The 21,520-nt window shown below is 65.7% G+C and carries 23 protein-coding genes; 10 read left to right on the top strand and 13 right to left on the bottom strand.

The genetic code is table 11. From position 1 onward, the window contains the following. The first annotated feature begins 99 nt into the window (after positions 1 to 99). Positions 100 to 366, top strand: coding sequence for an aspartate-semialdehyde dehydrogenase (locus tag U8330_RS08125; RefSeq protein WP_323104687.1), 267 nt, complete (start codon positions 100 to 102; stop codon positions 364 to 366). Between the two features lie 21 nt (positions 367 to 387). Here the strand turns inward: U8330_RS08125 and U8330_RS08120 are convergent, their stop codons facing one another. Further along, the gene (locus U8330_RS08120) at positions 388 to 1,101 is read right to left on the bottom strand and encodes an SDR family oxidoreductase (RefSeq protein ID WP_323104686.1); all 714 of its coding nucleotides are present in this window, start codon (positions 1,099 to 1,101) and stop codon (positions 388 to 390) included. 141 nt (positions 1,102 to 1,242) lie between these two features. Here U8330_RS08120 and U8330_RS08115 point away from each other — a divergent pair, with 141 nt between their 5' ends. Both U8330_RS08115 and U8330_RS08110 read left to right on the top strand, forming a co-directional pair. Then, positions 1,243 to 2,061: a methyltransferase gene (locus U8330_RS08115; protein WP_323104684.1), complete on the top strand. Its 819-nt coding sequence runs from the start codon at positions 1,243 to 1,245 to the stop codon at positions 2,059 to 2,061. Between the two features lie 99 nt (positions 2,062 to 2,160). Beyond that, positions 2,161 to 3,048, top strand: coding sequence for an NAD(P)-dependent oxidoreductase (locus tag U8330_RS08110; protein ID WP_323104683.1), 888 nt, complete (start codon positions 2,161 to 2,163; stop codon positions 3,046 to 3,048). Positions 3,049 to 3,091: 43 nt separating this feature from the next. Here the strand turns inward: U8330_RS08110 and U8330_RS08105 are convergent, their stop codons facing one another. The 3 genes from U8330_RS08105 to U8330_RS08095 all read right to left on the bottom strand — a co-directional run bounded on the left by U8330_RS08105 (position 3,092) and on the right by U8330_RS08095 (position 4,994). Continuing rightward, complete coding sequence (locus U8330_RS08105) at positions 3,092 to 3,580, bottom strand: Lrp/AsnC family transcriptional regulator (protein WP_323104682.1); 489 nt, start codon at positions 3,578 to 3,580, stop codon at positions 3,092 to 3,094. A gap of 77 nt (positions 3,581 to 3,657) precedes the next feature. Beyond that, on the bottom strand, positions 3,658 to 4,344 hold the full coding sequence (locus U8330_RS08100; protein WP_323104681.1) for a uracil-DNA glycosylase family protein: 687 nt from the start codon (positions 4,342 to 4,344) through the stop codon (positions 3,658 to 3,660). A gap of 59 nt (positions 4,345 to 4,403) precedes the next feature. Further along, positions 4,404 to 4,994 (bottom strand): thermonuclease family protein, encoded by a 591-nt coding sequence (locus U8330_RS08095; RefSeq protein ID WP_323104679.1) that lies wholly within the window; start codon positions 4,992 to 4,994, stop codon positions 4,404 to 4,406. Positions 4,995 to 5,094: 100 nt separating this feature from the next. Here U8330_RS08095 and U8330_RS08090 point away from each other — a divergent pair, with 100 nt between their 5' ends. Continuing rightward, positions 5,095 to 6,630: a HAMP domain-containing sensor histidine kinase gene (locus U8330_RS08090; protein WP_323104678.1), complete on the top strand. Its 1,536-nt coding sequence runs from the start codon at positions 5,095 to 5,097 to the stop codon at positions 6,628 to 6,630. Positions 6,631 to 6,725: 95 nt separating this feature from the next. Here U8330_RS08090 and U8330_RS08085 read toward each other — a convergent pair whose 3' ends face one another. From U8330_RS08085 to cobT, 6 genes are all read right to left on the bottom strand, one after another. Continuing rightward, positions 6,726 to 7,772 carry an ABC transporter ATP-binding protein gene (locus U8330_RS08085; RefSeq protein ID WP_323104677.1) on the bottom strand — a complete coding sequence of 349 codons (1,047 nt, stop codon included), beginning with the start codon at positions 7,770 to 7,772 and terminating at the stop codon, positions 6,726 to 6,728. After that, on the bottom strand, positions 7,769 to 9,298 hold the full coding sequence (locus U8330_RS08080; RefSeq protein ID WP_323107227.1) for an iron ABC transporter permease: 1,530 nt from the start codon (positions 9,296 to 9,298) through the stop codon (positions 7,769 to 7,771). The genes U8330_RS08085 and U8330_RS08080 overlap by 4 nt, the downstream gene beginning before the upstream one ends. A gap of 223 nt (positions 9,299 to 9,521) precedes the next feature. Continuing rightward, positions 9,522 to 10,532, bottom strand: a complete 1,011-nt coding sequence (locus U8330_RS08075) for an iron ABC transporter substrate-binding protein (RefSeq protein ID WP_323104676.1) — start codon at positions 10,530 to 10,532, stop codon at positions 9,522 to 9,524. Between the two features lie 97 nt (positions 10,533 to 10,629). Then, the gene (locus tag U8330_RS08070; protein ID WP_323107226.1) at positions 10,630 to 11,070 is read right to left on the bottom strand and encodes a diacylglycerol kinase; all 441 of its coding nucleotides are present in this window, start codon (positions 11,068 to 11,070) and stop codon (positions 10,630 to 10,632) included. Between the two features lie 47 nt (positions 11,071 to 11,117). Next, positions 11,118 to 12,743 (bottom strand): phosphoethanolamine transferase, encoded by a 1,626-nt coding sequence (locus U8330_RS08065; RefSeq protein ID WP_416236912.1) that lies wholly within the window; start codon positions 12,741 to 12,743, stop codon positions 11,118 to 11,120. Positions 12,744 to 12,865: 122 nt separating this feature from the next. Next, the gene (cobT, locus tag U8330_RS08060; protein WP_323104674.1) at positions 12,866 to 13,885 is read right to left on the bottom strand and encodes a nicotinate-nucleotide--dimethylbenzimidazole phosphoribosyltransferase; all 1,020 of its coding nucleotides are present in this window, start codon (positions 13,883 to 13,885) and stop codon (positions 12,866 to 12,868) included. A gap of 194 nt (positions 13,886 to 14,079) precedes the next feature. On the opposite strand from cobT, the gene cobS reads away from it, so the two are divergent. The 4 genes from cobS (at position 14,080) to U8330_RS08040 (ending at position 17,132) form a co-directional block, all read left to right on the top strand. Continuing rightward, positions 14,080 to 14,865 (top strand): adenosylcobinamide-GDP ribazoletransferase, encoded by a 786-nt coding sequence (gene cobS, locus U8330_RS08055; protein WP_323104673.1) that lies wholly within the window; start codon positions 14,080 to 14,082, stop codon positions 14,863 to 14,865. A gap of 39 nt (positions 14,866 to 14,904) precedes the next feature. Then, positions 14,905 to 15,126, top strand: a complete 222-nt coding sequence (locus tag U8330_RS08050) for a DUF1289 domain-containing protein (RefSeq protein WP_323104672.1) — start codon at positions 14,905 to 14,907, stop codon at positions 15,124 to 15,126. After that, positions 15,123 to 15,824, top strand: coding sequence for a TIGR02281 family clan AA aspartic protease (locus tag U8330_RS08045; protein WP_323104671.1), 702 nt, complete (start codon positions 15,123 to 15,125; stop codon positions 15,822 to 15,824). Before U8330_RS08050 ends, U8330_RS08045 begins: the two co-directional genes overlap by 4 nt. Positions 15,825 to 15,998: 174 nt before the next feature. Next, positions 15,999 to 17,132: a glycosyltransferase gene (locus U8330_RS08040; RefSeq protein ID WP_323104669.1), complete on the top strand. Its 1,134-nt coding sequence runs from the start codon at positions 15,999 to 16,001 to the stop codon at positions 17,130 to 17,132. A gap of 199 nt (positions 17,133 to 17,331) precedes the next feature. On the opposite strand, the gene U8330_RS08035 is transcribed toward U8330_RS08040, so the two are convergent. The 3 genes from U8330_RS08035 to U8330_RS08025 all read right to left on the bottom strand — a co-directional run bounded on the left by U8330_RS08035 (position 17,332) and on the right by U8330_RS08025 (position 20,463). Next, entirely contained in the window at positions 17,332 to 18,093 is a 762-nt protein-coding gene (locus U8330_RS08035) for an ABC transporter permease (RefSeq protein WP_323104667.1), read from the bottom strand. Continuing rightward, positions 18,090 to 19,016 (bottom strand): ABC transporter ATP-binding protein, encoded by a 927-nt coding sequence (locus U8330_RS08030; protein ID WP_323104666.1) that lies wholly within the window; start codon positions 19,014 to 19,016, stop codon positions 18,090 to 18,092. The genes U8330_RS08035 and U8330_RS08030 overlap by 4 nt, the downstream gene beginning before the upstream one ends. Positions 19,017 to 19,293: 277 nt before the next feature. Next, the gene (locus tag U8330_RS08025; RefSeq protein ID WP_323104665.1) at positions 19,294 to 20,463 is read right to left on the bottom strand and encodes an extensin family protein; all 1,170 of its coding nucleotides are present in this window, start codon (positions 20,461 to 20,463) and stop codon (positions 19,294 to 19,296) included. A gap of 298 nt (positions 20,464 to 20,761) precedes the next feature. Here U8330_RS08025 and U8330_RS08020 point away from each other — a divergent pair, with 298 nt between their 5' ends. Continuing rightward, positions 20,762 to 20,965, top strand: a complete 204-nt coding sequence (locus tag U8330_RS08020) for a hypothetical protein (protein ID WP_323104664.1) — start codon at positions 20,762 to 20,764, stop codon at positions 20,963 to 20,965. A 157-nt stretch (positions 20,966 to 21,122) separates the two neighbouring features. Beyond that, the gene (locus tag U8330_RS08015) at positions 21,123 to 21,506 is read left to right on the top strand and encodes an acyl-CoA thioesterase (RefSeq protein ID WP_323104663.1); all 384 of its coding nucleotides are present in this window, start codon (positions 21,123 to 21,125) and stop codon (positions 21,504 to 21,506) included. The last annotated feature ends 14 nt before the right edge of the window (positions 21,507 to 21,520 follow it).

Raw genomic sequence — 21,520 nt, 5'->3', positions numbered from 1 at the left:
CGCACAATATTTTTCGTCATACCCCTGTCATTAACGCTTGATTCACCAGATCGGCGCTTCAATCATACGGACCATCATTCAGCAACGATGAGGTCTCGCATGGCACAGGACATGGAACTGCAGCTGAAGGGTTACGGGCTGACGACGGCGGAAATCCTCTACCGCCTGCCCGACCGGCCGACGATCCTCCAGACCTACATCTGGCAGCATTACGATCTCGCTCCCCACTTCCCCGAGATGAAGAGCTTCCTCAAATTCTGGCAGGAGACGCTCGACGGTCCGCTGCATTCGGTTCGCTATGTCCACCGGAAGCTGATCTCGGCGAGCGACTGGCAGGCGCTGCGGGGCGAGTTCATCATCAACTGACCCCGCTGCTCAAGCGAGGCATCAGACCGAGCGGGTGATGCCGCCGTCCACGCGGATGTTCTGCCCGGTGATATAGCCGCCGCGCGGACCGGCGAGCAGCACAATCAGCTCGGCCACCTCCTTCGCCGTGCCGTAGCGCTGCATGGGAATGCGGGCACGGCGCTCCTCGGTTTCCGGCAGACTGTCGATGAAGCCCGGCAGAACATTGTTCATGCGCACATTGTCGGCGGCGTATCGGTCGGCGAAGAGCTTGGTGAAGGCCGCAAGGCCGGAGCGGAAGACGCCGGAGGTGGGGAAGAGCGGATCGGGCTCGAAGGTGGCATAGGTCGAGATATTGACGATGCTGCCGCCGCCCTGTGCGACCATCAGCGGCGTGACCAGCCGGGTCGGGCGGACGACGTTGAGGAAATAGACCTCCATGCCCTTGTGCCAGTCCTCGTCGGAGAGCTCCAGCACCGGCGCGCGCGGCCCGTGGCCGGCGGAGTTGATGAGCGCATCCACGCGTCCCCAGGCTTCATGCGCCGCGTCGACGAGACGCTTCAGATCGTCGTTCGACTGGTTGGACCCCGTCACGCCGAGGCCGCCCAGTTCCTTTGCCAGCGCCTCGCCCTTGCCGCTCGAGGAAAGGATGGCGACCTTGTAGCCTTCTCCCGCCAACCTGCGCGCGGCCGCCGCGCCCATGCCGGATCCGCCGGCCGTGATGATGGCGACCTTGTCGCCCGTCGTCTGCGTCATGATGCTCTCCCGCTTCGTCTGACGATCCCTCATAGTCAGGCCGCGACCCGCCGCGCAAATGCGTTTTTCTGATTGGTCCATGCCGTGTGCTGAGGCTGCCGCAGCCGTTGCCAAGCGCGGCCGAGGGTCCTACAAGGCGGCATGACCCAGAAGATCGATGAAGAGGCCCTCGCGGAGGCCTATAACCGCGCTCTCGCGCTCGAAAAAGCCGGCAAGGTGGACGAGGCCGTCAAGGCCTATGAAGAGGTGCTGGCCCTCGACCCGGACGATCATGGCGGCGCCGCCGTCCGCATTGCCTCGATGGGCCGCGGCGAGACGCCCGACCGCGCGCCGGAGGCCTATGTCACCACCCTTTTCGACCAGCAGGCCGATGCCTTCGAAGAGATCCTCGTCGAGCAGCTCGAATATTCGGTGCCGATGCTGGTGCGCCAGCGCCTGCAGGCGCTCTCGCTCGGCCCCTTCGGCAACTTCCTCGACCTCGGCTGCGGCACGGGGCTGACCGGCGGCGCGCTCAGCGACATGACCGAGACCCGGACCGGGGTCGATCTTTCGGAAAACATGGTCGAGATCGCCCATGAGAAGGAGATCTACGACAGCCTCTACGTGGCGGAGGCGGTCGATTATCTCGAGGACAATGACGACGGCCCGTTCGATCTGGTGACCGCGACCGATGTGCTGCCCTATCTGGGCGCGCTCGAGCCTTTGTTCTTCGCGGCGGCCGAGACGATGAGCCCGGGCGGCCTGTTCGTCTTCTCCAGCGAGACCCTGACCGACGCCGCCTTTGCCGGCCGACCCTTCATGGTCGGCCCGCATCAGCGCTTCGCCCATTCGGAGGCCTATGTGCGGGCTCGTCTGGATGCGACGGGCTTCGACCTCGTCGACCTCACCGAGATCACCGTCCGCCTCGAAGAAGGCCAGCCCATTCCCGGCCATCTGGTCATCGCGAAGCTGCGCGGCTGAGTTTGCCTATCCTGGCTCCGCACATCTGCGGGGCAGAACCCGGTTTTCCAGCGCGCGCGGTCGCGCCAGTGAGCAGCGACGGAAGAAGAGGAGCCAAGCATGGCACGTGTCGCATTCATCGGTCTCGGTGTCATGGGCTATCCCATGGCGCGCCATCTGAAGGTCAAGGGCGGCCATGAACTGACCGTCTTCAACCGCACCGCCGCCAAGGCCGAGGCCTGGGTGGCCGAGCATGGCGGCCGAAGGGCGGCAACCCCGGCCGAGGCCGCGCGCGATGCCGATTTCGTCTTCGCCTGCGTCGGCAATGACGACGACCTGCGCTCGGTGACGACCGGTCTCGACGGCGCCTTCGAGACGCTCTCCGCCGATGCGATCTTCATCGACAACACCACCGCCTCGGCCGAAGTGGCGCGCGAGCTCGACGCGGCCGCCCGGGCCCGCGGCGCGCATTTCATCGATGCGCCGGTTTCCGGTGGCCAGGCGGGCGCGGAAAACGGCGTGCTGACCGTGATGTGCGGCGGCGAGGAGGCGGCCTATGAGCGGGCCAAGCCGGTCATCGAGGCCTATGCGCGCATGGTCGGGCTGATGGGCCCGGCCGGCAGCGGCCAGCTGACCAAGATGGTCAACCAGATCTGCATTGCCGGTCTCGTCCAGGGCCTGTCCGAAGCCATGCATTTCGGCAAGCGCGCCGGGCTCGACATGGAAGCGGTGGTGGGCGTCATCTCCAAGGGGGCAGCCGGCTCCTGGCAGATGGAAAACCGGCACAAGACGATGATCGAGGGGCGCTACGACTTCGGCTTCGCGGTCGACTGGATGCGCAAGGACCTCGACATCGTGCTTTCGGAAGCGCGGCGCAACGGCGCCCGCCTGCCGGTTACCGCGCTGGTCGACCAGTTTTATGGAGAGGTGCAGGCCCTGGGCGGCCAGCGCTGGGACACGTCCTCGCTCCTCGCCCGGCTGGAAGCCGCTGACAAGGCCAAGAGCTGAGCGTTCGGAACCGGCGCTGCCCCGCTGCAGCGCCGCCCTGCCCTCAGTCTTCCTGCGACTTTGCCTGTTCGAGCAGCATGTAGTCGAGCGGCATCTGCGTCGTGTACTTGATCTGCTCCATTGCAAAGGCCGAGGAGACGTCGCGGATCTCGATCTTGGCGATCAGCCGCTTGTAGAAGGCGTCATAGGCCGCGATGTCCGGCACGACGACGCGCAGCAGATAATCGACATCGCCGCTCATGCGGTAGAACTCGACCACTTCCGGAAACTCGGCCACCACCTCGGAGAAGCGGCGCAGCCATTCGATCGAATGCGCATTGGTGCGGATCGAGACGAACACCGTGACCTTGGTGTTGATCTTCGCCGGATCGAGCAGCGCCACCCGGCCGCGGATCACGCCGTCTTCCTCCATCTTCTGGATGCGCCGCCAGCAGGGCGTGGTCGACAGACCGACCTTCTTGGCGAGGTCGGCCACGGCCAGCGTGCTGTCTTCCTGCAGAAGACGCAGGATCTTGCGGTCGAGACGGTCCATGGAGGTGAAATCCCTTGAGAGAGCGGAGAACGAATTTTTATTTCTTCTACAGCGCGCTTCGACCTCAAGGAAAGAATTTATTTGCGTGAAATACGGCTATCAACCGCCTTTCGCAGCACCGGCAACAGGTCCTCCTCGAACCAGGGGTTCTTTTTCAGCCAGGAGGTGTTGCGCCAGCTCGGGTGGGGAAGCGGCAGCAGGATGCGTTCGGCGCGCGGGTTGAAAATCTCCCGCCAGTTGGCGACGGTTTCCGTCATCGAGCGTCGCGCAGGACGTGCGTCCTGCGCGTCATGGGCGGCGTGCCAGGCCTGCGCGTGGCTACCGATTAGCAGCGTCAGCGTGACGGCGGGAAGCGCCGCCAGGGCCTCCTGCCGCCAGGCGGGCGCGCATTCGCGGCGCGGCGGCAGGTCGCCGCCATGCCGGTCATAGCCCGGAAAACAGAAGCCCATTGGCACGATGGCAAAATTGTCCGGGTCATAGAAGGTCGGCCGGTCTACCCCCAGCCAGTCGCGCAGGCGGTTACCAGACGGGTCGTTGAAGGGAACGCCGCTTTCATGCGCGCGGAGCCCCGGTGCCTGGCTGGCGATGACGATCCGGGCCCGCGGCGACAGGACGAAGATCGGCCGTGGCTCGTGCGGCAACGCCGGCAGGCGGGCGGGTGCATCCCGGCAGATACGGCAGGACGCCATACGACCCGACAGGTCGCGAACAGCCACGTCCTCCAAAGGCAGCCCGCCGGGAACCCGGTCGGCCGCGGCGCCCACGCCGCCCGCCTCTTCATCCGCCTTCGCCCTGGCATCCGCGTTCGCTCTGGCTGTAGTGCCTATTGCTCTTCTCCTGCCCACCACCGTCGGATCCGATCGAGGAGGTCGTCGATCGACGTGAGAGACATATGGGATGGCTCCGCCATTTCGCCATGTCGGGCGCGCCAGTCGCGCGGGCGTTCGAAAGGCCCGGACCAGAGGCCGCGCTTCTCCGTTCGCGCCGCGCGCTCCTCCTCCAGATAAGCGCCGGAGGTGACGGCCAAGCCCTCGCGCACCATGGCGGCATTCAGGTTCCGGCCCTCGACCCTGCATTCGGCGAGCCATCGACGGTAGCGGTCCCGCCCTTCGGCACGGCAGACGACGGCGTTTCTCCCGATCAGCGTGGTCAGCCGCGCCCGCGCCTGCATGCCGCACGGCCAGCCGGGCGAATCACCGCAGGTCTGCGCCCGCTCCGGCGCATCGATGCCGAGGAGACGGAGGCGCGCCTTGCCGATCGCCAGCGTGTCGCCGTCGATGATGCGGGCGTGACCGGTGAGGGTCTCCGCTCCCTCATCCTGCCGCAGCTTGGCAACGACAGATGCGAGAAGCGCAAGGAAAACAAGGGTGACGCACAGGTCCAGCGTCAGGCGGCGGAAGGATCGTCGGGACATGGACATCGGCGGATGGGCAGCGGCAAGGCGCGTGCGCAGCAACTTCTTAACAATTCGTGCCTAGACTCACCCAGGTCTTTCGAAGGTCCTTCTGCAGCATATGATGAACGGTGTCAGCACTTCTCCCGACAAGAACATTGTCGACAAATCGCGGGGCTATCGCAACAAGCCCGTGTCGAAGACGGTGCGCGCCAATCGCGAACGGCTGCAGCTCGGCCCCACCAACGCGGCCGGCTTCGACAAGGAGATGCTGGCGCTGCACATTGCGCAGGTGCTGCAGGGCGCGGCCGCCATGCCGGTGCTTCTCATCCTGATTGCCGGCGGCGGCATCTATCTTACGGGAAATCTTCAGTTTATCGGCTGGCTGCTCGGCTCGCTGCTCATCCATGCGGCGATCCTGCTCGTGACCCGCCGCGCGCGGCTGCGCGACATGACGAGCGAGCGCGTCGGCTATTGGCGCTTTCGTTTCCTCGTGCTTCAGGGCCTCTTCGGCCTCAGCTGGGCCGGCCTTCTGCTGCAGGAATGCGTCACCTGCAGCCCGGGCGATCTCGGTTTCTATCGCGGCGCGGCGCTGCTCGTGGCGCTGGCGGCAACCGCCATGGGCACATTCCTGTTGCGCCATGCCTTGCTGATCACCTTCGTCCCCGCCGTGCTGGTGCTGGCCGCACAGGCCGCCCTTTCGAAGAGTCCAGATGCGATGGCGCTGGCAGCCGTCATCCTCACGGCCCTTGTCTTCCTCGTCTTCATGACGAGCCGCATGCACCGCGCCAACCTGCACATCCTTTCCGTGCAATCGGAAAAGGACGATCTGATCGCCGAACTCGAGGTGGCCAAGTCCATGTCGGACGAGGCGCGACGGCGCGCGGAAGAGGCGAACCTGGCGAAGTCGCGCTTCCTTGCCTCCATGTCGCACGAGCTGCGCACGCCCCTCAACGCCATCCTCGGCTTCTCGGAGGTCATGTCGACCGAAGTGCTCGGCCCGCTCGATAACCCGACCTACAAGGAATATACCGGCGATATCCATCGCTCGGGCCAGCATCTTCTCGATCTCATCAATGAAATTCTTGACCTCTCGCGCATCGAGGCCGGCAAATACGATCTGAACGAAGAGGTCGTGCATCTGGTGGAGATCACCGAGGATTGCATCGGCATGGTGCAGCTGCGCGCCCGCACCAAGAGCATCACCATCTCCCAGCAGTTCGAAACGACGATGCCGGCGGTCTGGGTCGATGAGAAGGCCATGCGGCAGGTGACGCTGAACCTGCTCTCCAACGCCGTGAAATTCACCCCTCAAGGCGGCGAGATCTCGGTCAAGGTCGGCTGGACGGCAGGGGGCGGGCAGTACATCTCGATCAAGGACAATGGACCCGGTATCCCCGAGGACGAAATCCCGATCGTCCTTTCCGCCTTCGGCCAGGGTTCAATCGCCATCAAGAGCGCCGAACAGGGCACAGGTCTGGGCCTGCCGATCGTCCAGGCGATCCTCGCCAAGCACGATGGCGAGTTCATCCTGCGCTCGCGCATGCGGGAAGGCACCGAGGCCATCGCGATCCTGCCGGCCAAGCGCGTGCTGCAGAGCGTGCCGGCGGTGGAAGACACCGCACCGGTGAAGCGCCGCCGCAAGAGCTTCGCCTGACGCCGCGACTGGTCTCGCGACTTAACTTAGTCCGTCCGTGAGGCTCGGAGCGGCTTTACCCGAAGAGACATCCGCAAGTGCGCGGCGGCTGATGGTCAGGCCTCCAGGAGATGGCCCCGGCCGATCACCTCGATGGCCACCGTCTCGCCGATCGCCGCAACCTCGAAGCCAGAGACGCGGAGGTCGAGCACGGGACCTTCGTCGCCGACGGCAACACTCAGCCGGCACAGGCCGCCGCCGAATTCGGTGTCGAGCACGCGCGCGCGCGTGCCGCTCACCTCCGCCTCCCCGAGGCCCAGCCAGCGCACGCGCAGCTGCTCCGGCCGCAGCATCAGCGTCGTGCGGCCCTGCGCCGTGGCTTCGACCGGGATGGGCCCGAGCGGCGTGGTGGCGATCTCGCCGATCGTCTCCGCCTCCAGAAGCACGGCATCGCCCAGAAACAGCGCTGTCTGCCGATCGACGGGATGACGGTAGAGATCCTGCGGACGACCGGCCTGGACCAGCCGACCTTCCCTGAACACCGCGACAGTATCCGCAAAGGACAGTGCCTCGCTCTGGTCATGCGTGACGAGGATCGAGGTCGTGCCGGAGGCCGCCAGGATACGGGCGACAGTCCGGCGCATGGTTTCGCGAAGGCCAGTGTCGAGCGCCGAGAACGGCTCGTCGAGCAGCATCAGTCGGGGCTTCAGCGCCAAGGCGCGGGCCAGCGCCACGCGCTGCTGCTGGCCGCCCGAAAGCTGGTGCGGGCGGCGATCGGCCATCTGCGGCCCGAGTTCGACCATCTCCATCAGCTCGGCGATCTGCTGGTCCCGCCCGTCCGCGCGCTTGGCGAGGCCGAAGCCGATATTCTCGGCAACCGTCAGATGCGGGAACAGCGCCCCATCCTGCGAGACGATGCCGATGCCGCGGCGATGGGCCGGCAGGTGGGTAGCGGCATCGCAGAGCAGCGTGTCTTCCAGGGTGATCCGCCCCTCATCCGGCCGCTCGAAGCCGGCAATCAGCTTCAGGAGCGTCGTCTTGCCGGAGCCGGAGGGGCCAACGACTGCAACGCGCGCGCCGCGCGCAACGCCGAGCGACACATCGCGCAGCGCCTGCGTGCGGCCATAGGTCTTGCCGATGGACTCGATGGAAAGAAAACTCATGCGCCGCTCGCCCGGCCCGACTGGCGATGGAGGACGAGGGTCAGCGGCAGGGACAGAAGCACCATCATCAGCGCATAGGGCGCGGCCGCCACATAGTCGATCTCGCTGGTCAACGACCAGAACTTCGTCGCGAGCGTTTCGACGCCGTTCGGCGAAAGCATCAGCGTTGCCGTGAGTTCATTGGTGATGCCAAGGGCGACGAGCGCCGTGGCGGCGGCCGCACCGGGTGCGGCGAGGCGCATGGTCGTCTGCCGCACGGCAACCACCGGCCGGCGGCCGAGCGCCATGGCCGCGCGCTCGAGCTCGACCGGCGCCTGGGCGATGCTGGCGCGAAGCGCCACCAGCGCCCGCGGCAGGAACAACAGCGCATAGGCGACGAGCAGCGTGACGAAGGTCTGGTAGAGCGGCAGGAACAGCCGCACCGTGATGGTGACCAGCGCCAGCGCGACGACGACGCCCGGCAGCGAGCCGACATAGGAGTGGCAGGCCTCCAGCACGCGTTGCAGCCGGCTCGGTGCCCGCACAGACAGCCAGGCCATCGGAATCGCGACCAGCGTCGTCAAGAGACCGCCGCCGACGGCAAGCAGCATCGTCTGGCCGAAGGCGAAGCCCACCTCGTCCGCCGGCCAGATGGCGAGCCCGCCAAGCCAGAGCCAGCGCGACAGGGTGACGAAGGGCACGCCGATCGACAAAGCGGCGACGGCGAGATTGAGAAGAAGAGCCGGGATCATCCACCGCCCGAGCCGCCGCCGGACGGCAACCCGCGGGGCGCCGCTGCCGACGCGGGCATAGCGCTCGCCGCCACGCAGCGCCGCTTCCAGCGCCAGCAGGCCGAGGCAGCACAGCACCAGCACGCCGGCCAGCATATTGGCCGCCGGCCCGTTGAAGGCCGACTGGAACTGGTCGACGATCGCGGTCGAGAACGTGTCGAAGCGGATCATGACGTAGAGGCCGTATTCCGCCAGAAGATGCAGCCCGACCAGGAGCGATCCGCCGCAGATCGCCAGCCGAAGCTGCGGCAGGACCGCGCGCAGGAAGACCCGGACCGGCGAGAGACCGAGCGAGGCCGCGGCCTCCTCGATCGACGGATCGAGCCGGCGCAGCTGCGCGGCAACGGGGAGGTAGAGAAAGGGGAAATAGGCCAGCACGGAGATGAGCACGCCCCCGCCGAGACCCTTGAGCCCCGGCACCAGGCTGATCCAGGCATAGCTGTGGACGAAGGCCGGAACCGCCAGGGGCGCGACCGCGAGCCAGGCCCAGACCCGCGCGGCGAAGAGATCCGTCCGCTCGGTCAGCCAAGCCAGCGTTACGGCAAGGACGATGGTGATGGGAACGGTTACGAGCTCGAGCAGCGCCGTGTTGACGAGAAGCTCGGCCACCCGCCCGCGGAAGACGAGGGCAGAGGCCGTTTCCCACCCCGTCTGCAGCGTGACGACGACGACGAAGCCGAGCGGCACCAGGCTGACGAGCGCGACGACCAGCGCAATCGTGGTGACGAGAGGGTGACGCAGGCGAAAAGCCGACAGGCGCGTGGTCGACCCGCCCTTCCCTCCGCCATCATCCCAAGTCGCCTGTGCCACGGTGCAGACCCTGCCGAAAACAATGCGAGAGGACCGCTGCCGGTCCTCCCTTCTTCAAACCCTATCATGACATGTCCGGATCGATGTCATCCAGAATGTCCTTATAGATCTTCCAATTCCGCATAGCGCTTATGCTGATCGGACGTGCCTGCAGCAGAAGCGCGGTTGCTCAGAGCAGGCCGGCTTCGGTCATCATGTCGGTGACCGCCTTGCTGTTCAGCGACTGCGGATCGACCTTCGGATAGCCGAGCTCGGCCAGCGGCACCAGTGCCTTGTTGGAGGCGTCGTCCTTGCCCACGGCATATTCGAAGCTGGTGCCGTCGCGCAGGATCGCCTGACCGCCCTTGCCGGTCAGCCACTTCACGAAGGCCTGCGCGTCCGCCTTGTGCGGGCTGGAGGCCAGAACGCCGGCGCCGGAGATCGAAACGAAGGCGCCCGGATCCTCGTTCTTGAAATAGTGCAGCGCGATGTTCTTGGAGTTCTCGCCCGTCTTCGCCTGATCACCGAAATAATAGTAGTGATAGATCAGAGCGCCCTCGATCTCGCCGGCATTGACCGCCTTCATCGCTGTCGAATTGCCCTTGTAGGGCGTGACGTTCTGCTTCATGGCGGCTAGGAAGTCTTTGGTCGCGGCATCGCCCTTCAGGGCCAGAAGCGCGCTGACGATCGCCTGGAAGTCGGCACCGGCCGGCGAAGCGGCCCAGCGGCCCTTCCAGCTCGGATCGGCGAGATCGAGCATCGATTTCGGAAGAGCGTCTTCCGCAAGCTTGGTCTTGTCGTACACGAAGACGGTCGAACGCGCCGCGACGCCGACCCAATGGCCGTTGGACGGGCGGAAGTTATCCGGCACCTGGTCCAGCGTCTCCTTGGCGAGAGGCTCGAAGAGACCGGCTGCATCGACGAGCGCCATGGCCGGCGAATTCTCGGTCAGGAAGACATCCGCCGGCGAAGCGGCGCCTTCCTGAACGATCTGGTTTGCAAACTCCATGTCGCTGCCCTTGCGCAGCGTCACCGGAATGCCCGTTTCCTTGGTAAAGGCGGCGGCCCATTCCTTGCCCAGGCTTTCGTGCTGGGCATTGTAGACGACGATCCCGGCGGATTCGGCACTGGCCGGACCGGCAGCGGCCCATGCGAGAACAACCAGACCGACCGTGCCGGCCCTGCGAAGCGATGCGCTCATCGGATACCTCTTGATTTCGTCCGGCCTCGCCGGCCGGCGAGCCCTCTATAGAAAAGAGGATTAGAAAGGTCAACTTAAACCGGTCGAAGAAACCGGGTCAGATCGCCGCGCCGTAGAGCATGTGCGAGAGGAAGACGACATAGAAGGCATAGCCGGCATTGGCGAGGATGAGGCAGAGGCAGGCAAGCGACCCCAGATCCTTGGCGTTGCGACCCATTTCCGAGATTTCGGGCGAGACGCGGTCGACGATCTCCTCGATGGCCGTATTCAACGCCTCGAAGGCGATCATCAGCAGGAAGAGGAGCGCCATGGCGACATATTGAAACAGCGTCGCACCGGCGATGACGAAGGCGACCATCGCCACCCCGAAGGCAATGAGCTCATGACGGAACGCTGCCTCGCCGAGCAGCCGGCGCGCGCCGCCCAGCGAATAGCTGCCGGCTGCCAGCAGATGCGCGATGCCCGTCAGCTTCTTGCCGCTGCGGCGCACGGGCGGGGTGTCGTTCGGTTCATCCAGGCGGGGGCCGCTCGCGCTCATCTCGGTCCTCGTCATGCCGGCCACGGAACGCGGCGTCCTGCTCGTGATCATTGGCTTACACTCTTCGCCATGCAGGGCGCAAAGGCGTCGAGATCCCTGTTGTAGACATCCGTCTGGACATTCATCATGCCGAGCACCGTGTGGAACAGGTTGTCATGCGACATCTCGGCATTCGCATAGGGGAGAAGGCATGCCTGATCAAGTCCCATGACCTTCTGGTAGGATGGCGAGAACCAGGCGATGAAGGGGACATGGGTCTGCTCGCGCGGAGCAATGGCGTAAGGCGCGCCATGCAGATAGACGCCGTTCTCGCCGAGCGACTCGCCATGGTCCGACATGTAGATCATCGCACCCGAAACCTGGCCTTCATGCTTGGCGAGCAGCTTGGCAACGCTTGCCAGCACATGGTCGGTGTAGAGGATCGTGTTGTCATAGGCGTTGACGATCTCCTCCTTCGGGCAGTTCATCAGCTCGTCGGTGCGGCAATCGGGCGTGAAGCGGCGGAACGCGTCCGGATAGCGCTGGTAATAGCCGGGACCATGGCTTCCAAGCTGGTGGAGTACGATCACCGTATCGGTCTTGATTGTCGCGAGCTTACGGTCGAGACCGTCGAGGAAGATGCCGTCGAGGCATTCGCCGTCCTTGCAGAGCGGGCTGTTCTGCCTGTCGTTCAGGCGGGCGTAATCGATGAGGTTGGCAATGCCCTTGCTGCCCGTGTTGTTGTCCCACCAGGACACGGAAACGCCGGCATGGGTCAGCACGTCGGTCAGGTTCTGGCGCGAGCGCGCCTTTCGCTCGCTGTAATCCTCGCGCCGGAACCCGGAGAACATGCAGGGCAAGGACACGGCCGTGGCCGTGCCGCAGCTCGTCGTGTTGGTAAAGTTGACGACGCCGAGCGCCTCGAGCTCCGGGTTGGTGTCCCTCCCATAGCCGTTCAGCGAAAAATTCATCGCGCGCGCGGTCTCACCAGCCACGACCACCACGACCACCGGCTTGTCGGCCGTCTTCAGCCTGTCGCCGGCGCGGGCATCGGTCCCGAACGGCGCAACGACGAGATTGCTGTCCGCCACCGTCGACAGGCCGTAACGAACCGCCGCCGAGATCGGGGCGGTCGGATTGAGAAGCTTCATGACGTCCTTATGCTGGCGCACGACATAGGCGATGCTTGCGAAATTGGCCGCAGCGAGACCCGCCGTCAGCAGGAGCGCGGGAAGGATAACCGCGACATTGCGCAGCGCCCGATGCAGGAACCGCTCGGGCTTCAGCCGCACGAGGAGGATGGCGAGGGCCGGCAGCACCGCGAAGAGAAGCACATGGGTGACGAAGGACGGCGTGATGAGATGGCCGGCTTCCGGACCCGTCGTCGTCACCGCGCTCTCGATCATCGCGCGGTCGATCACCGTTCCGAAGGTGTCGTTGAAATAGGACGAGATGCCGCTGATCAGCACGAGCAGGGTGGCGACCGATTTCAGGATCCAATCGACCGAGGCGAAGACGAGAACGGCCAGCAGCAGCAGGCCGATGCCGAGCGCGAAGCTGACGAACGCCGGCGTCGTGCCGCCGAAGGCAGCGTGGGCATGCGCCCAGAAGGTGGCGTTGCAGGCCAGCAGCAGATAGAGCGTAGTCGCCAGCGCCAGGGTGCGGCCGCCGATGGTAGGCCGCCATAGGGTCATGCGTTTCAAGGATCAAACTCCGGGCCGAAGGCGCGCGGGACCGTTCGCCCCCGCGCGCTGCCTGCCTGATAGGCGGAGAATCCTGTCGGTAACCCGTCACCGATCCGTCACGAAGACAGAGCTCAGTGTTGGGACTGACTAACGCCGGCCTGGGAGAATGTGGCCATGCCCGAATGGCAAGCCGCCGCCGCCTTCACGATGCCGGCCGCAAGCGCCGCGCCCGTGCCCTCCCCGAGCCGCATGCCGAGCGCCAGAAGCGGCGTCTTGCCGAGCTTCTCGATCGCGGCAAGATGAGCGGGCTCGGCCGAGACATGGCCGATCAGGCAATGGTCGAGGGCAGCCGGGTTGGCGGCGTGCAGGATGGCGGCCGCGGCGGTGGCCACATAGCCGTCGATGATGACCGGGATCTTCTGCATGCGCGCGGCGAGAATCGCGCCGGCCATGGCGGCGACTTCGCGTCCGCCGAGACGGCGCAGCACTTCCAGTGGATCGCGGCGATGATCGCCGTGCAGGGCCACCGCCGCTTCGACGGCTGCCACCTTCCGTTCATAGAGCTCCCCGTGCGAGCCTGTGCCGGGGCCAACCCAGTCGCGGGCCGAACCGCCGTAGAGCGCGAGGTTGATCGCGGCTGCGATCGTGGTGTTGCCGATGCCCATTTCCCCGATGCACAGGAGGTCGGTGCCGCCGGCAACCGCCTCCATGCCGAAGGCCATCGTCGCCGCACAATCGCGTTCCGACAGTGCGGCTTCACGGGTAATGTCGCCAGTCGGATAATCGAGTGCCAGATCGAAGACTTTCAGGCCGAGGTCGTGGGTGACGCAGATCTGGTTGATCGCCGCGCCGCCGGCTGCGAAGTTTTCCACCATCTGGGCCGTCACGCTGGGCGGAAACGGCGTGATGCCCTGAGCGGCAACGCCATGGTTGCCGGCGAAGATCGCGACGAGCGGGCGGGTGACGGCCGGGGGACGGCCGGTCCAGGCCGCCAGCCAGAAGGCAATCTCTTCCAGCCGGCCGAGCGCGCCCGGCGGCTTGGTCAATTCCGAATCGCGCGCCCGCGCGGCCGCGACGGCGCCCGAATCGGGGCCGGGCAGATCGCGAAGCAGGGTGCGAAAATCGTCGAATGGCAGGCCACTGGCGCTCATTGCGAAGGTCCTTCTAGCGTCGTGAGGGGAGAAGCGCGATCTGCGGCGCAAACCGCTGGACCGTCTTCGTCTGCGCCCTCATAGAGGGCGGGACCGTTCTCGGCAATGTCGGGAACGGCAAGCGCCTGCCCGGTCGGCTCCCCGCCCCGCCATGTGGACGCCCGTCTCGAACCCCGTGGAGGATGCGCCTCGCGATGCCGATACAGTCCTTTGTCACCGATGTGGCGCGCGCCGTCGCCTTTCTGAGCCGCCTGCCGGTTCCCGCCCGGTTCTTCGAAGGCGACGACGGCCGGCTGTCCCGCACTGTGCGTGCGTTTCCCGCAGCAGGCGCCGTGATCGCCCTGCCCGCAGCACTGCTGCTCGCCCTCCTCCTGCTGCTTGGCGGCGCGCCGCTGCTTGCCGCCCTCATGGCCCTCCTGCTGTCCACGCTGATCGCCGGTGGCCTGCATGAGGACGGGCTGGCGGATGCGGCGGACGGGCTCGGCGGCGGGCGGGACCGCGAGCGGGCGCTGGCGATCATGAAGGACAGCCGCACCGGGAGCTATGGCGTGCTGGCGCTGATCTTCAGCCTCGGACTGCGTGCGGCGGCCCTTTCGAGCCTTGCCGTCGCGCTCGGCCCATTTGGCACCGGGCTCGCTCTCATCGCGGCGGCCTCGCTCAGCCGCGCGACAATGCTTCTGCACTGGCGGGCGCTGCCGCCCGCGCGCACGGACGGCGTCGCGGCCGGCGTCGGGCTGCCGGAGCGCTTCGCCGTCCGTCTCGCCCTCGGTTCTGCCGTTTTGCTTGCGATCCTGCCCATGCTGATTGCCGGTGTGAGCCCTGCGGCGCTTTTTATGGCGCTCGCCCTGGGCTTTCTGGTGGAAAAACCGTTCACGCGGCTCTGCCGACGCCGGATCGGCGGCCATACAGGCGACACAATCGGAGCGACACAACAACTCTCGGAGATCGCTTTTCTCGCCACTCTTGCACTGGCCGTCTGATACACCGATATCAGGCGAAGACCCCCGCTTGGACTGTTCATGGACTCACCCTGCATTCTCGTCTGCTCGATCGATCCGGCCACCGGCTTCTGCTTCGGCTGCGGGCGGACGATGGCCGAGATTGCCGGCTGGACCGGTTACAGCGACGCGGAGCGCCGCACGGTCATGCAGGGTCTGCCGGCCAGGCTGGCGACGATCGAGCGTCGCCCGCGTCGCGAAACGCGGCGGGCGCGGATGGCGCGGGAGCGCGCAGGGTCATGAGCCGATTGACCATCGCCCTTTCGGTTCTCGGTCTCGGGCTGCTCCTGCTCATTTTCAATCATGACTCCGGCGAGACCCTGGGGCTTCCGAACGGAAGCTTTGCAAGCCTGGTCACGCTGAGCGCTCTGCTCGTCGTCTTTGCCGCGGGCATCTGGCGTAGCCGCCGAGGCTTGAGCGAAAGCGCGCGGATGTTCGGTCTGTGGATGCTGATCTTCCTCGCGGTCATCACCGGCTATCTCTATCGCGGCGAGCTCGGCGGCTACTGGGCCAGGCTTTCCGGCGGCCTGCTGCCCGGCCGCGCCGCCGTCTTCACCGACAATGAAGGCTATCAGGAGGTAGTGCTGCACAAGGTCATGAACGGCCACTTCGAGGCGAATGTGTCGATCAATGGCGGCCCGGTGCAGATGCTGGTCGATACCGGCGCCTCGACGGTGGCCCTTTCCTATGAAGACGCCGAACGACTGGGCCTCGAGCCTGCCAAGCTCGCCTTCAACCGTCGCATCATGACCGCCAATGGCGAGGCGCGGGGCGCGGCCGTGACGCTCGCCGATGTGTCGATCGGCCCGATCCACCGCAGCGACGTGCGCGCCACCATCGCCGAAGCGGGCAAGCTCGACCAGAGCCTGCTCGGCATGAGCTTCCTTTCGACGCTCGATTTCCTGCAGATGCAGACCGACGAGCTGCGCCTGCGCGATTGACGCGCCGACGCGCGGCATGGCCCACCGTTCCGCCTTTCCCAACGGCCTCTCTCCACGGGCCTGCCCTGTCACAATCGCGTCATGTCATCCGGCTGTCATGTGACAATGCTGTTGCTGTGCCTGTCATAAACGAGGCCGGCTTCGCATGTCGCGCCTTCCAGGGATCGGTCGCGCATGGTTCTGGCACTCAGCCTCGCAACGGGCATTCTGCTGCTTGTTCATCTCATCAGTCTCCTCATCGCCTCGCTGCGGCTTGCCCGCGGCGGCACGCCGGCCCCGGCGGTTGGCGAGGCGCCGCCGGTGTCGATCGTCATTCCCGAAAACGGGATCGAACCCTATAGCGAAGAGACGATCGCCCGCGCCTTCCGGCTCGACTGGCCGCACTACGAGCTGATCTTCTGCCTCGCCGACCCCAAGGACCCGCTGATCCCCACCATCCGCGCGGCGATGGCGGCGCAACCCGATCGGCCTGCGCAGATCCTGACCGGCGACGACCGCATCAGCGCCAATCCCAAGCTCAACAATTGCGTCAAGGGCTGGCTGGCGGCGCGGCACGACTGGGTGATCCTCGCCGATTCCAATGTCCTGATGCCGCAAGACTACATTCGTCACCTGATGGCGGCCTGGCGGCCGAACACCGGGCTCGTCTGCTCCACGCCGATCGGTGCGCGCCCGCACGGCTTCTGGGCCGAGGTGGAATGCATGTTCCTCAACAGCCACCAGGCCCGCTGGCAATATGCAGGCGAGGCGCTCGGCTGGGGCTTCGCACAGGGCAAGAGCATGCTCTGGCACAAGCCGATGCTGGACGCCAATGGCGGCATCCATGCGCTGGGCGCCGAGATTGCCGAAGACGCGGCCTCGACCAAGCTCGTCAGCCGGCTGGGATTGAAGGTCCACCTCGTTTCCGCGCCCTTCTCGCAGCCGCTTGGCGCCAGAACGCTCAATGAAGTCTGGTCGCGGCAGCGACGCTGGGCGCGGTTGCGTCGCGTCACTTTTCCGGCTTTCTTCGTGCCCGAAATCATCCTTGGCGCCGTTCCGCCGCTCGCCCTCACCCTTGCCGCCTGCTGGCTTTCCGGCACCGCGCCGCTTCTGCCCGTTCTGGCCATCCTCCTCGCGATCTACCTTCCGGAGCTGGCGCTGGCGCGCGCCAAATGCTGGCGTCTCTCGGCCCTCTCCCTGCCGGCCATGATCACGCGCGACCTTCTGCTGCCGCTCGTCTGGCTCAAAAGCTGGCAAACCACCGCCTTCGCCTGGCGCGGCAACTCGATGACGATCGGAACGAAGGGGACGGAGCTGCGGGAGGCGTGAGTAGTGAGTAGTGAGTAGTGAGTAGTGAGTAGTGAGTAGTGAGTAGTGATCAGGTAGTACATAGGGCCGTAGTCAAGCCTATTCTTCGCCAATCGCCCCCCTCTCTGCTCCCTACTGCCTATTGCCTATCGCCTACTCGCCACTCCCTACTGCCTACTGCCCACTGATCACTGCTCACTGCTCACTAATCACTTCTCACCTAGCTCCTCAACCGATACCCCGTCCGGAACACCCAGACGAGGATCGCGAGGAGGATGGTGAGGAAGAGGAGGATCATGGCGAGGCTGATCAGGGGGTTGACCTCGGAGACTTCGAAGAAGGACCAGCGGAAGCCGGAGATCAGGTAGAGGACCGGATTGACGTGGCTGACGGCCTGCCAGAAGGGCGGCAGCATGGAGATCGAGTAGAAGCTGCCGCCGAGAAAGACGAGCGGCGGAATGACCAGCATGGGGATGAGGTTCAGCTGCTCGAAATCCTTGGCCCAGATGCCGATGAGGAAGCCGAACAGCGAGAAGGTCACGGCCGTCAGCACGAAGAAGACCAGCATGGCGATGGGATGGGCGATCGACAGATCGACGAAGAACGACGCCGTGGCAAGGATGATCAGGCCGATCATCATGCCCTTGGTCGCCGCCGCCCCGACATAGCCGAGCACGATCTCGATCATCGACACCGGCGAGGACAGGACCTCGTAGATCGTGCCGGTGAATTTCGGGAAATAGATGCCGAACGAGCCGTTCGAGACGCATTGCGTGAGCAGCGTCAGCATGATCAGCCCGGGCGTAATGAAGGCGCCGTAGGAGACGCCCTCGATCTGCCGGATCTGCGACCCCACCGCCGCACCGAAGACGATGAAATAGAGCGAGGTGGTGATGACCGGCGAGACGACGCTCTGCAGCAAGGTGCGGCGCGTGCGGGCCATTTCGAACAGGTAAATCGCCTTGACCGCTTCGAAGTTCATGCCCGCCGCTCCACCAGTTCCACGAAGATATCCTCAAGCGAGCTCTGCCGCGTCGAGAGGTCCTTGATCCGCAAGCCGGCCTCGGCCAACGCCGCCAGAAGCGTGGTGATGCCGGTGCGCCCGCCGGAGGCGTCGTAATCATAGACGAGCCGCCGGCCGCCATCCTCCAGCGTCAGATTGTAGGCGGCAAGCGCCGGCGGGATCGCCCCGATCGGCTCGGAGAGGTCCACGGACAGTTGCTTGCGGCCGAGCTTCGACATCAAGCGGGCTTTCTCCTCGATCAGCAGGATCTCGCCGCCATTGATGACGCCGACGCGATCGGCAATCTCCTCAGCTTCCTCGATATAATGGGTGGTGAGGATGATGGTGACGCCGCTGGCGCGCAGCCCTTCCACCACCCGCCACATATCCTTGCGCAGGTTGACATCCACGCCGGCGGTCGGCTCGTCGAGGAAGAGGATGCGCGGCTCGTGGCTCAGCGCTTTGGCGATCAGCACGCGCCGCTTCATGCCGCCGGAAAGCTCGCGCAGCATGTTGTCCTTCTTGTCGTAGAGCGAGAGATCGCGCAGCACCTTCTCGATATGGGCCGGATCGGCCTTGCGCCCATGCAGTCCGCGCGAGAAGGACACCGTATTCCACACCGTCTCGAACTGGTCGGTGGTCAGTTCCTGCGGCACGAGACCGATCATGGCGCGGGTCTTGCGGAATTCCTTGACGACATCGTGCCCGCCCACCGTCACCTGTCCGCCGGACGGGTTGACGATGCCGCAGATGATCGAGATGAGCGTGGTCTTGCCGGCGCCGTTCGGGCCGAGCAGCGCGAGAATCTCGCCCTGCTCGATCTCGAGCGAAACGCCCTTGAGCGCCTGAAAGCCGGATCCGTAGGTCTTGGTGAGATTGGTGACGGAGACGATGGGCGCCATGAAGTTCCCGCGAGAGAGCGTGACGAAGAGATGCCCTTATATGGCATGTTCGCGACGGTTTTCACCTCCCCCCGCTCCACCTTCTGGCAGAGAAAGGCTCGCCGGCGCTGTCATCAAACCGTTGCGGGAATCGCGGCATGGTCTGCCCGCACGCGCTGGTGGTTGCACCCGACCCCGCCTGTGATTTGCACCCGGCTGGACCCTAGTCCCCTTCCGCCCGGGTTTTCTTCAAGGCCGGCCCTGCGCCGGCCTATTTTTTTGCGCGACCTGTCTGCGCTCAATCGCAATGGCGGTAGCCGGACTTCCTGTTGCGCAGGTCGAAGTGGAAATGGTCCTTGTGGCTCGGATCGCTGCCCGGGCCGAGAACGGTGTTGAAATATTTGCAGCTGTCGGAGCGCACGGCCTTCAGCAAGCCCTTCTCGCGGAAAGCGAAGAAGCCGGGCTTGCGGACGTCGATTTCCCGTCCGCTTTTCAGCACGAACGTGCCGACATCGATCGCATTGCCGCGCGCATGCTCCGACATCGGATTGCCGCGACGCGAATTCATCGTCCGGCAGGAATATCCGCCGAGTGGCTTGATGGTGCGGATACCGGTCAAGTAGCGATAGCGGGCGGCGGGCGCGAGCTCGTTCTTGACCCAAAGCGCGAAGGCCTCCGTCACCTCGCAGTTCAGCTTGACCGCCGGCTTGACGCCGATGCCGCCGGACAGGCCGCTGAGTTCGATCGGATAGTCGATGCCGCAGGACGGGCCATTGGCAATGCGCGGCACGTCGCGGAACTCCACGCCGAGGCGCCTCAGGCGCGACCGGCAGGCCACTTCGTCCGCCGGCATGGCCTGCGGCGACCGCGGTGCCGCCGGGACGGACATCGGCGACCCCGCGCGCGGCAGAAAGGCAACCTGCTGCTCCTCCTCGACCTTGCGGCGCTTGATCATCTGCTCCTGCTGATCGGCAAGGAAGGTGCGACGACGACGTTCCTCCTGCGCCTGGCGCTCCGGAGTCATGGTTGGCAGGTCGGGATCGGCGAGGACGGACTGCGTCATCGCGGGCGGCGCGACGGAAGCGACCTCGCGCAGTGCGCCGGTGCCGACACCGTCCACCACCGGCGGCGCGGCATCGGGATGGATCTGCCGGGCCTGTTCCTCGGCAAGACCGGTGACGCGCGGCTCCTCCCCCAGCATGCCGTCAATATCGACAGCCGGACCGGCGGCCGCGTCGGGCGGCAGCGTGCGGCCGGAGCCGTGAAGGCTCGCAACCGGCGCGCGCGCCGGATAGGGCGAAACGTTTCCCTCCGGCACCGGCCCCGGCGCGATGCTGCCGACCGGACCGATGCTCGGGCTGTCGGTGAAGCGCTCCGGCGGGGAGAGATCGTCGGTGGTGCAGGCGGCCAATGTCAGCGCAAGCGCCAGGGCGGCCGTGCCGCGTCTCATCATGGCTGTCTTCCGCATGTCGTTCCGCCTTCCGCCGTTGCCGCACTGCCGGGAGCTGCCGCGACGGCGCCCCCGCGCCTGCCCCGATCCGGAGGCTCGACCGTGATGGGTGCTCGTGTCGGAAAGCGGGCCTGATGCGGACGAGCGCCGAGCATCGCCGAACATGGTAAACGAAGGCTTTACCAAGCCGCTGTTTACGAAAGTGGCGATTGAGTGTAGAGTCTTTTTCATCGGCGGCACGTTTGATGGGCGTCGCCGACTGCGTTTCCGAACATATGGAAAAGCGGCCCCCGAACTCATCGAAAGGGGCATGAGCATGATCGATCTAGCACAGACCGGACAGGACCGAACCTACCTCAACCCGCGGATTGCCAGCGTCTCCGTGGTCGAAGCCATGGGCGAATGGCATGTCCTCGTCGTCGAAAACGGCGTCGAGCGCAGCCAGTCCTTCATCCAGCGCGGCTGGGCGGAATCCTATGCCAGCGGCCAGCGGCGCCGGCTCGACAGCCGCCACGTCTGAGCGCGCCCGGAGCACCGGGCTCCTTCATGAAGATCGAGGCCAAGGGCCCGGCAGCGACCCCTGCCGAGCCCTTTTCCGTTTCTTGCGCCCGCCTCCACCGACTGGAAGAATCACCGTGGATCGCCGAAGCTGCGGCTCTTCGAGGCGGAGAGAGACGATGGACAACCGACCGAGCGGCGAACTGACCCTGCGTACCCTGGCAATGCCGGGAGACGCGAATGCGGCGGGCGATATATTCGGCGGCTGGGTCATGGCGCAGATGGACCTGTCCTGCGGCATCCGCGCCGCCGAGCGCGCCCGCGGCCGCGTCGTCACCGCCGCTGTCCGCGAGATGGCGTTCGCGCTTCCGGTGAAGATCGGCGATACGCTCTGCATCTACACCGACATTACCCGGGTCGGCCGCACGTCGATCACGCTCAAGGTGGAAGCCTGGGCGCAGCGATACCTGTCGCCGCTGATGGAGAAGGTCACCGACGCCACCTTCGTGATGGTGGCGCTGGACAGCGCCGGCAAGCCCACCCCCGTCCCGCCGGAGGCATGAGTATCCGCTCGAGC

It is taken from the genome of Rhizobium sp. CC-YZS058 (assembly GCF_034720595.1).
Lineage (GTDB): Bacteria > Pseudomonadota > Alphaproteobacteria > Rhizobiales > Rhizobiaceae > Ferranicluibacter.
Note: the sequence above shows the minus strand (reverse complement) of the source record. Positions and strands in the feature narration are given on the sequence as shown.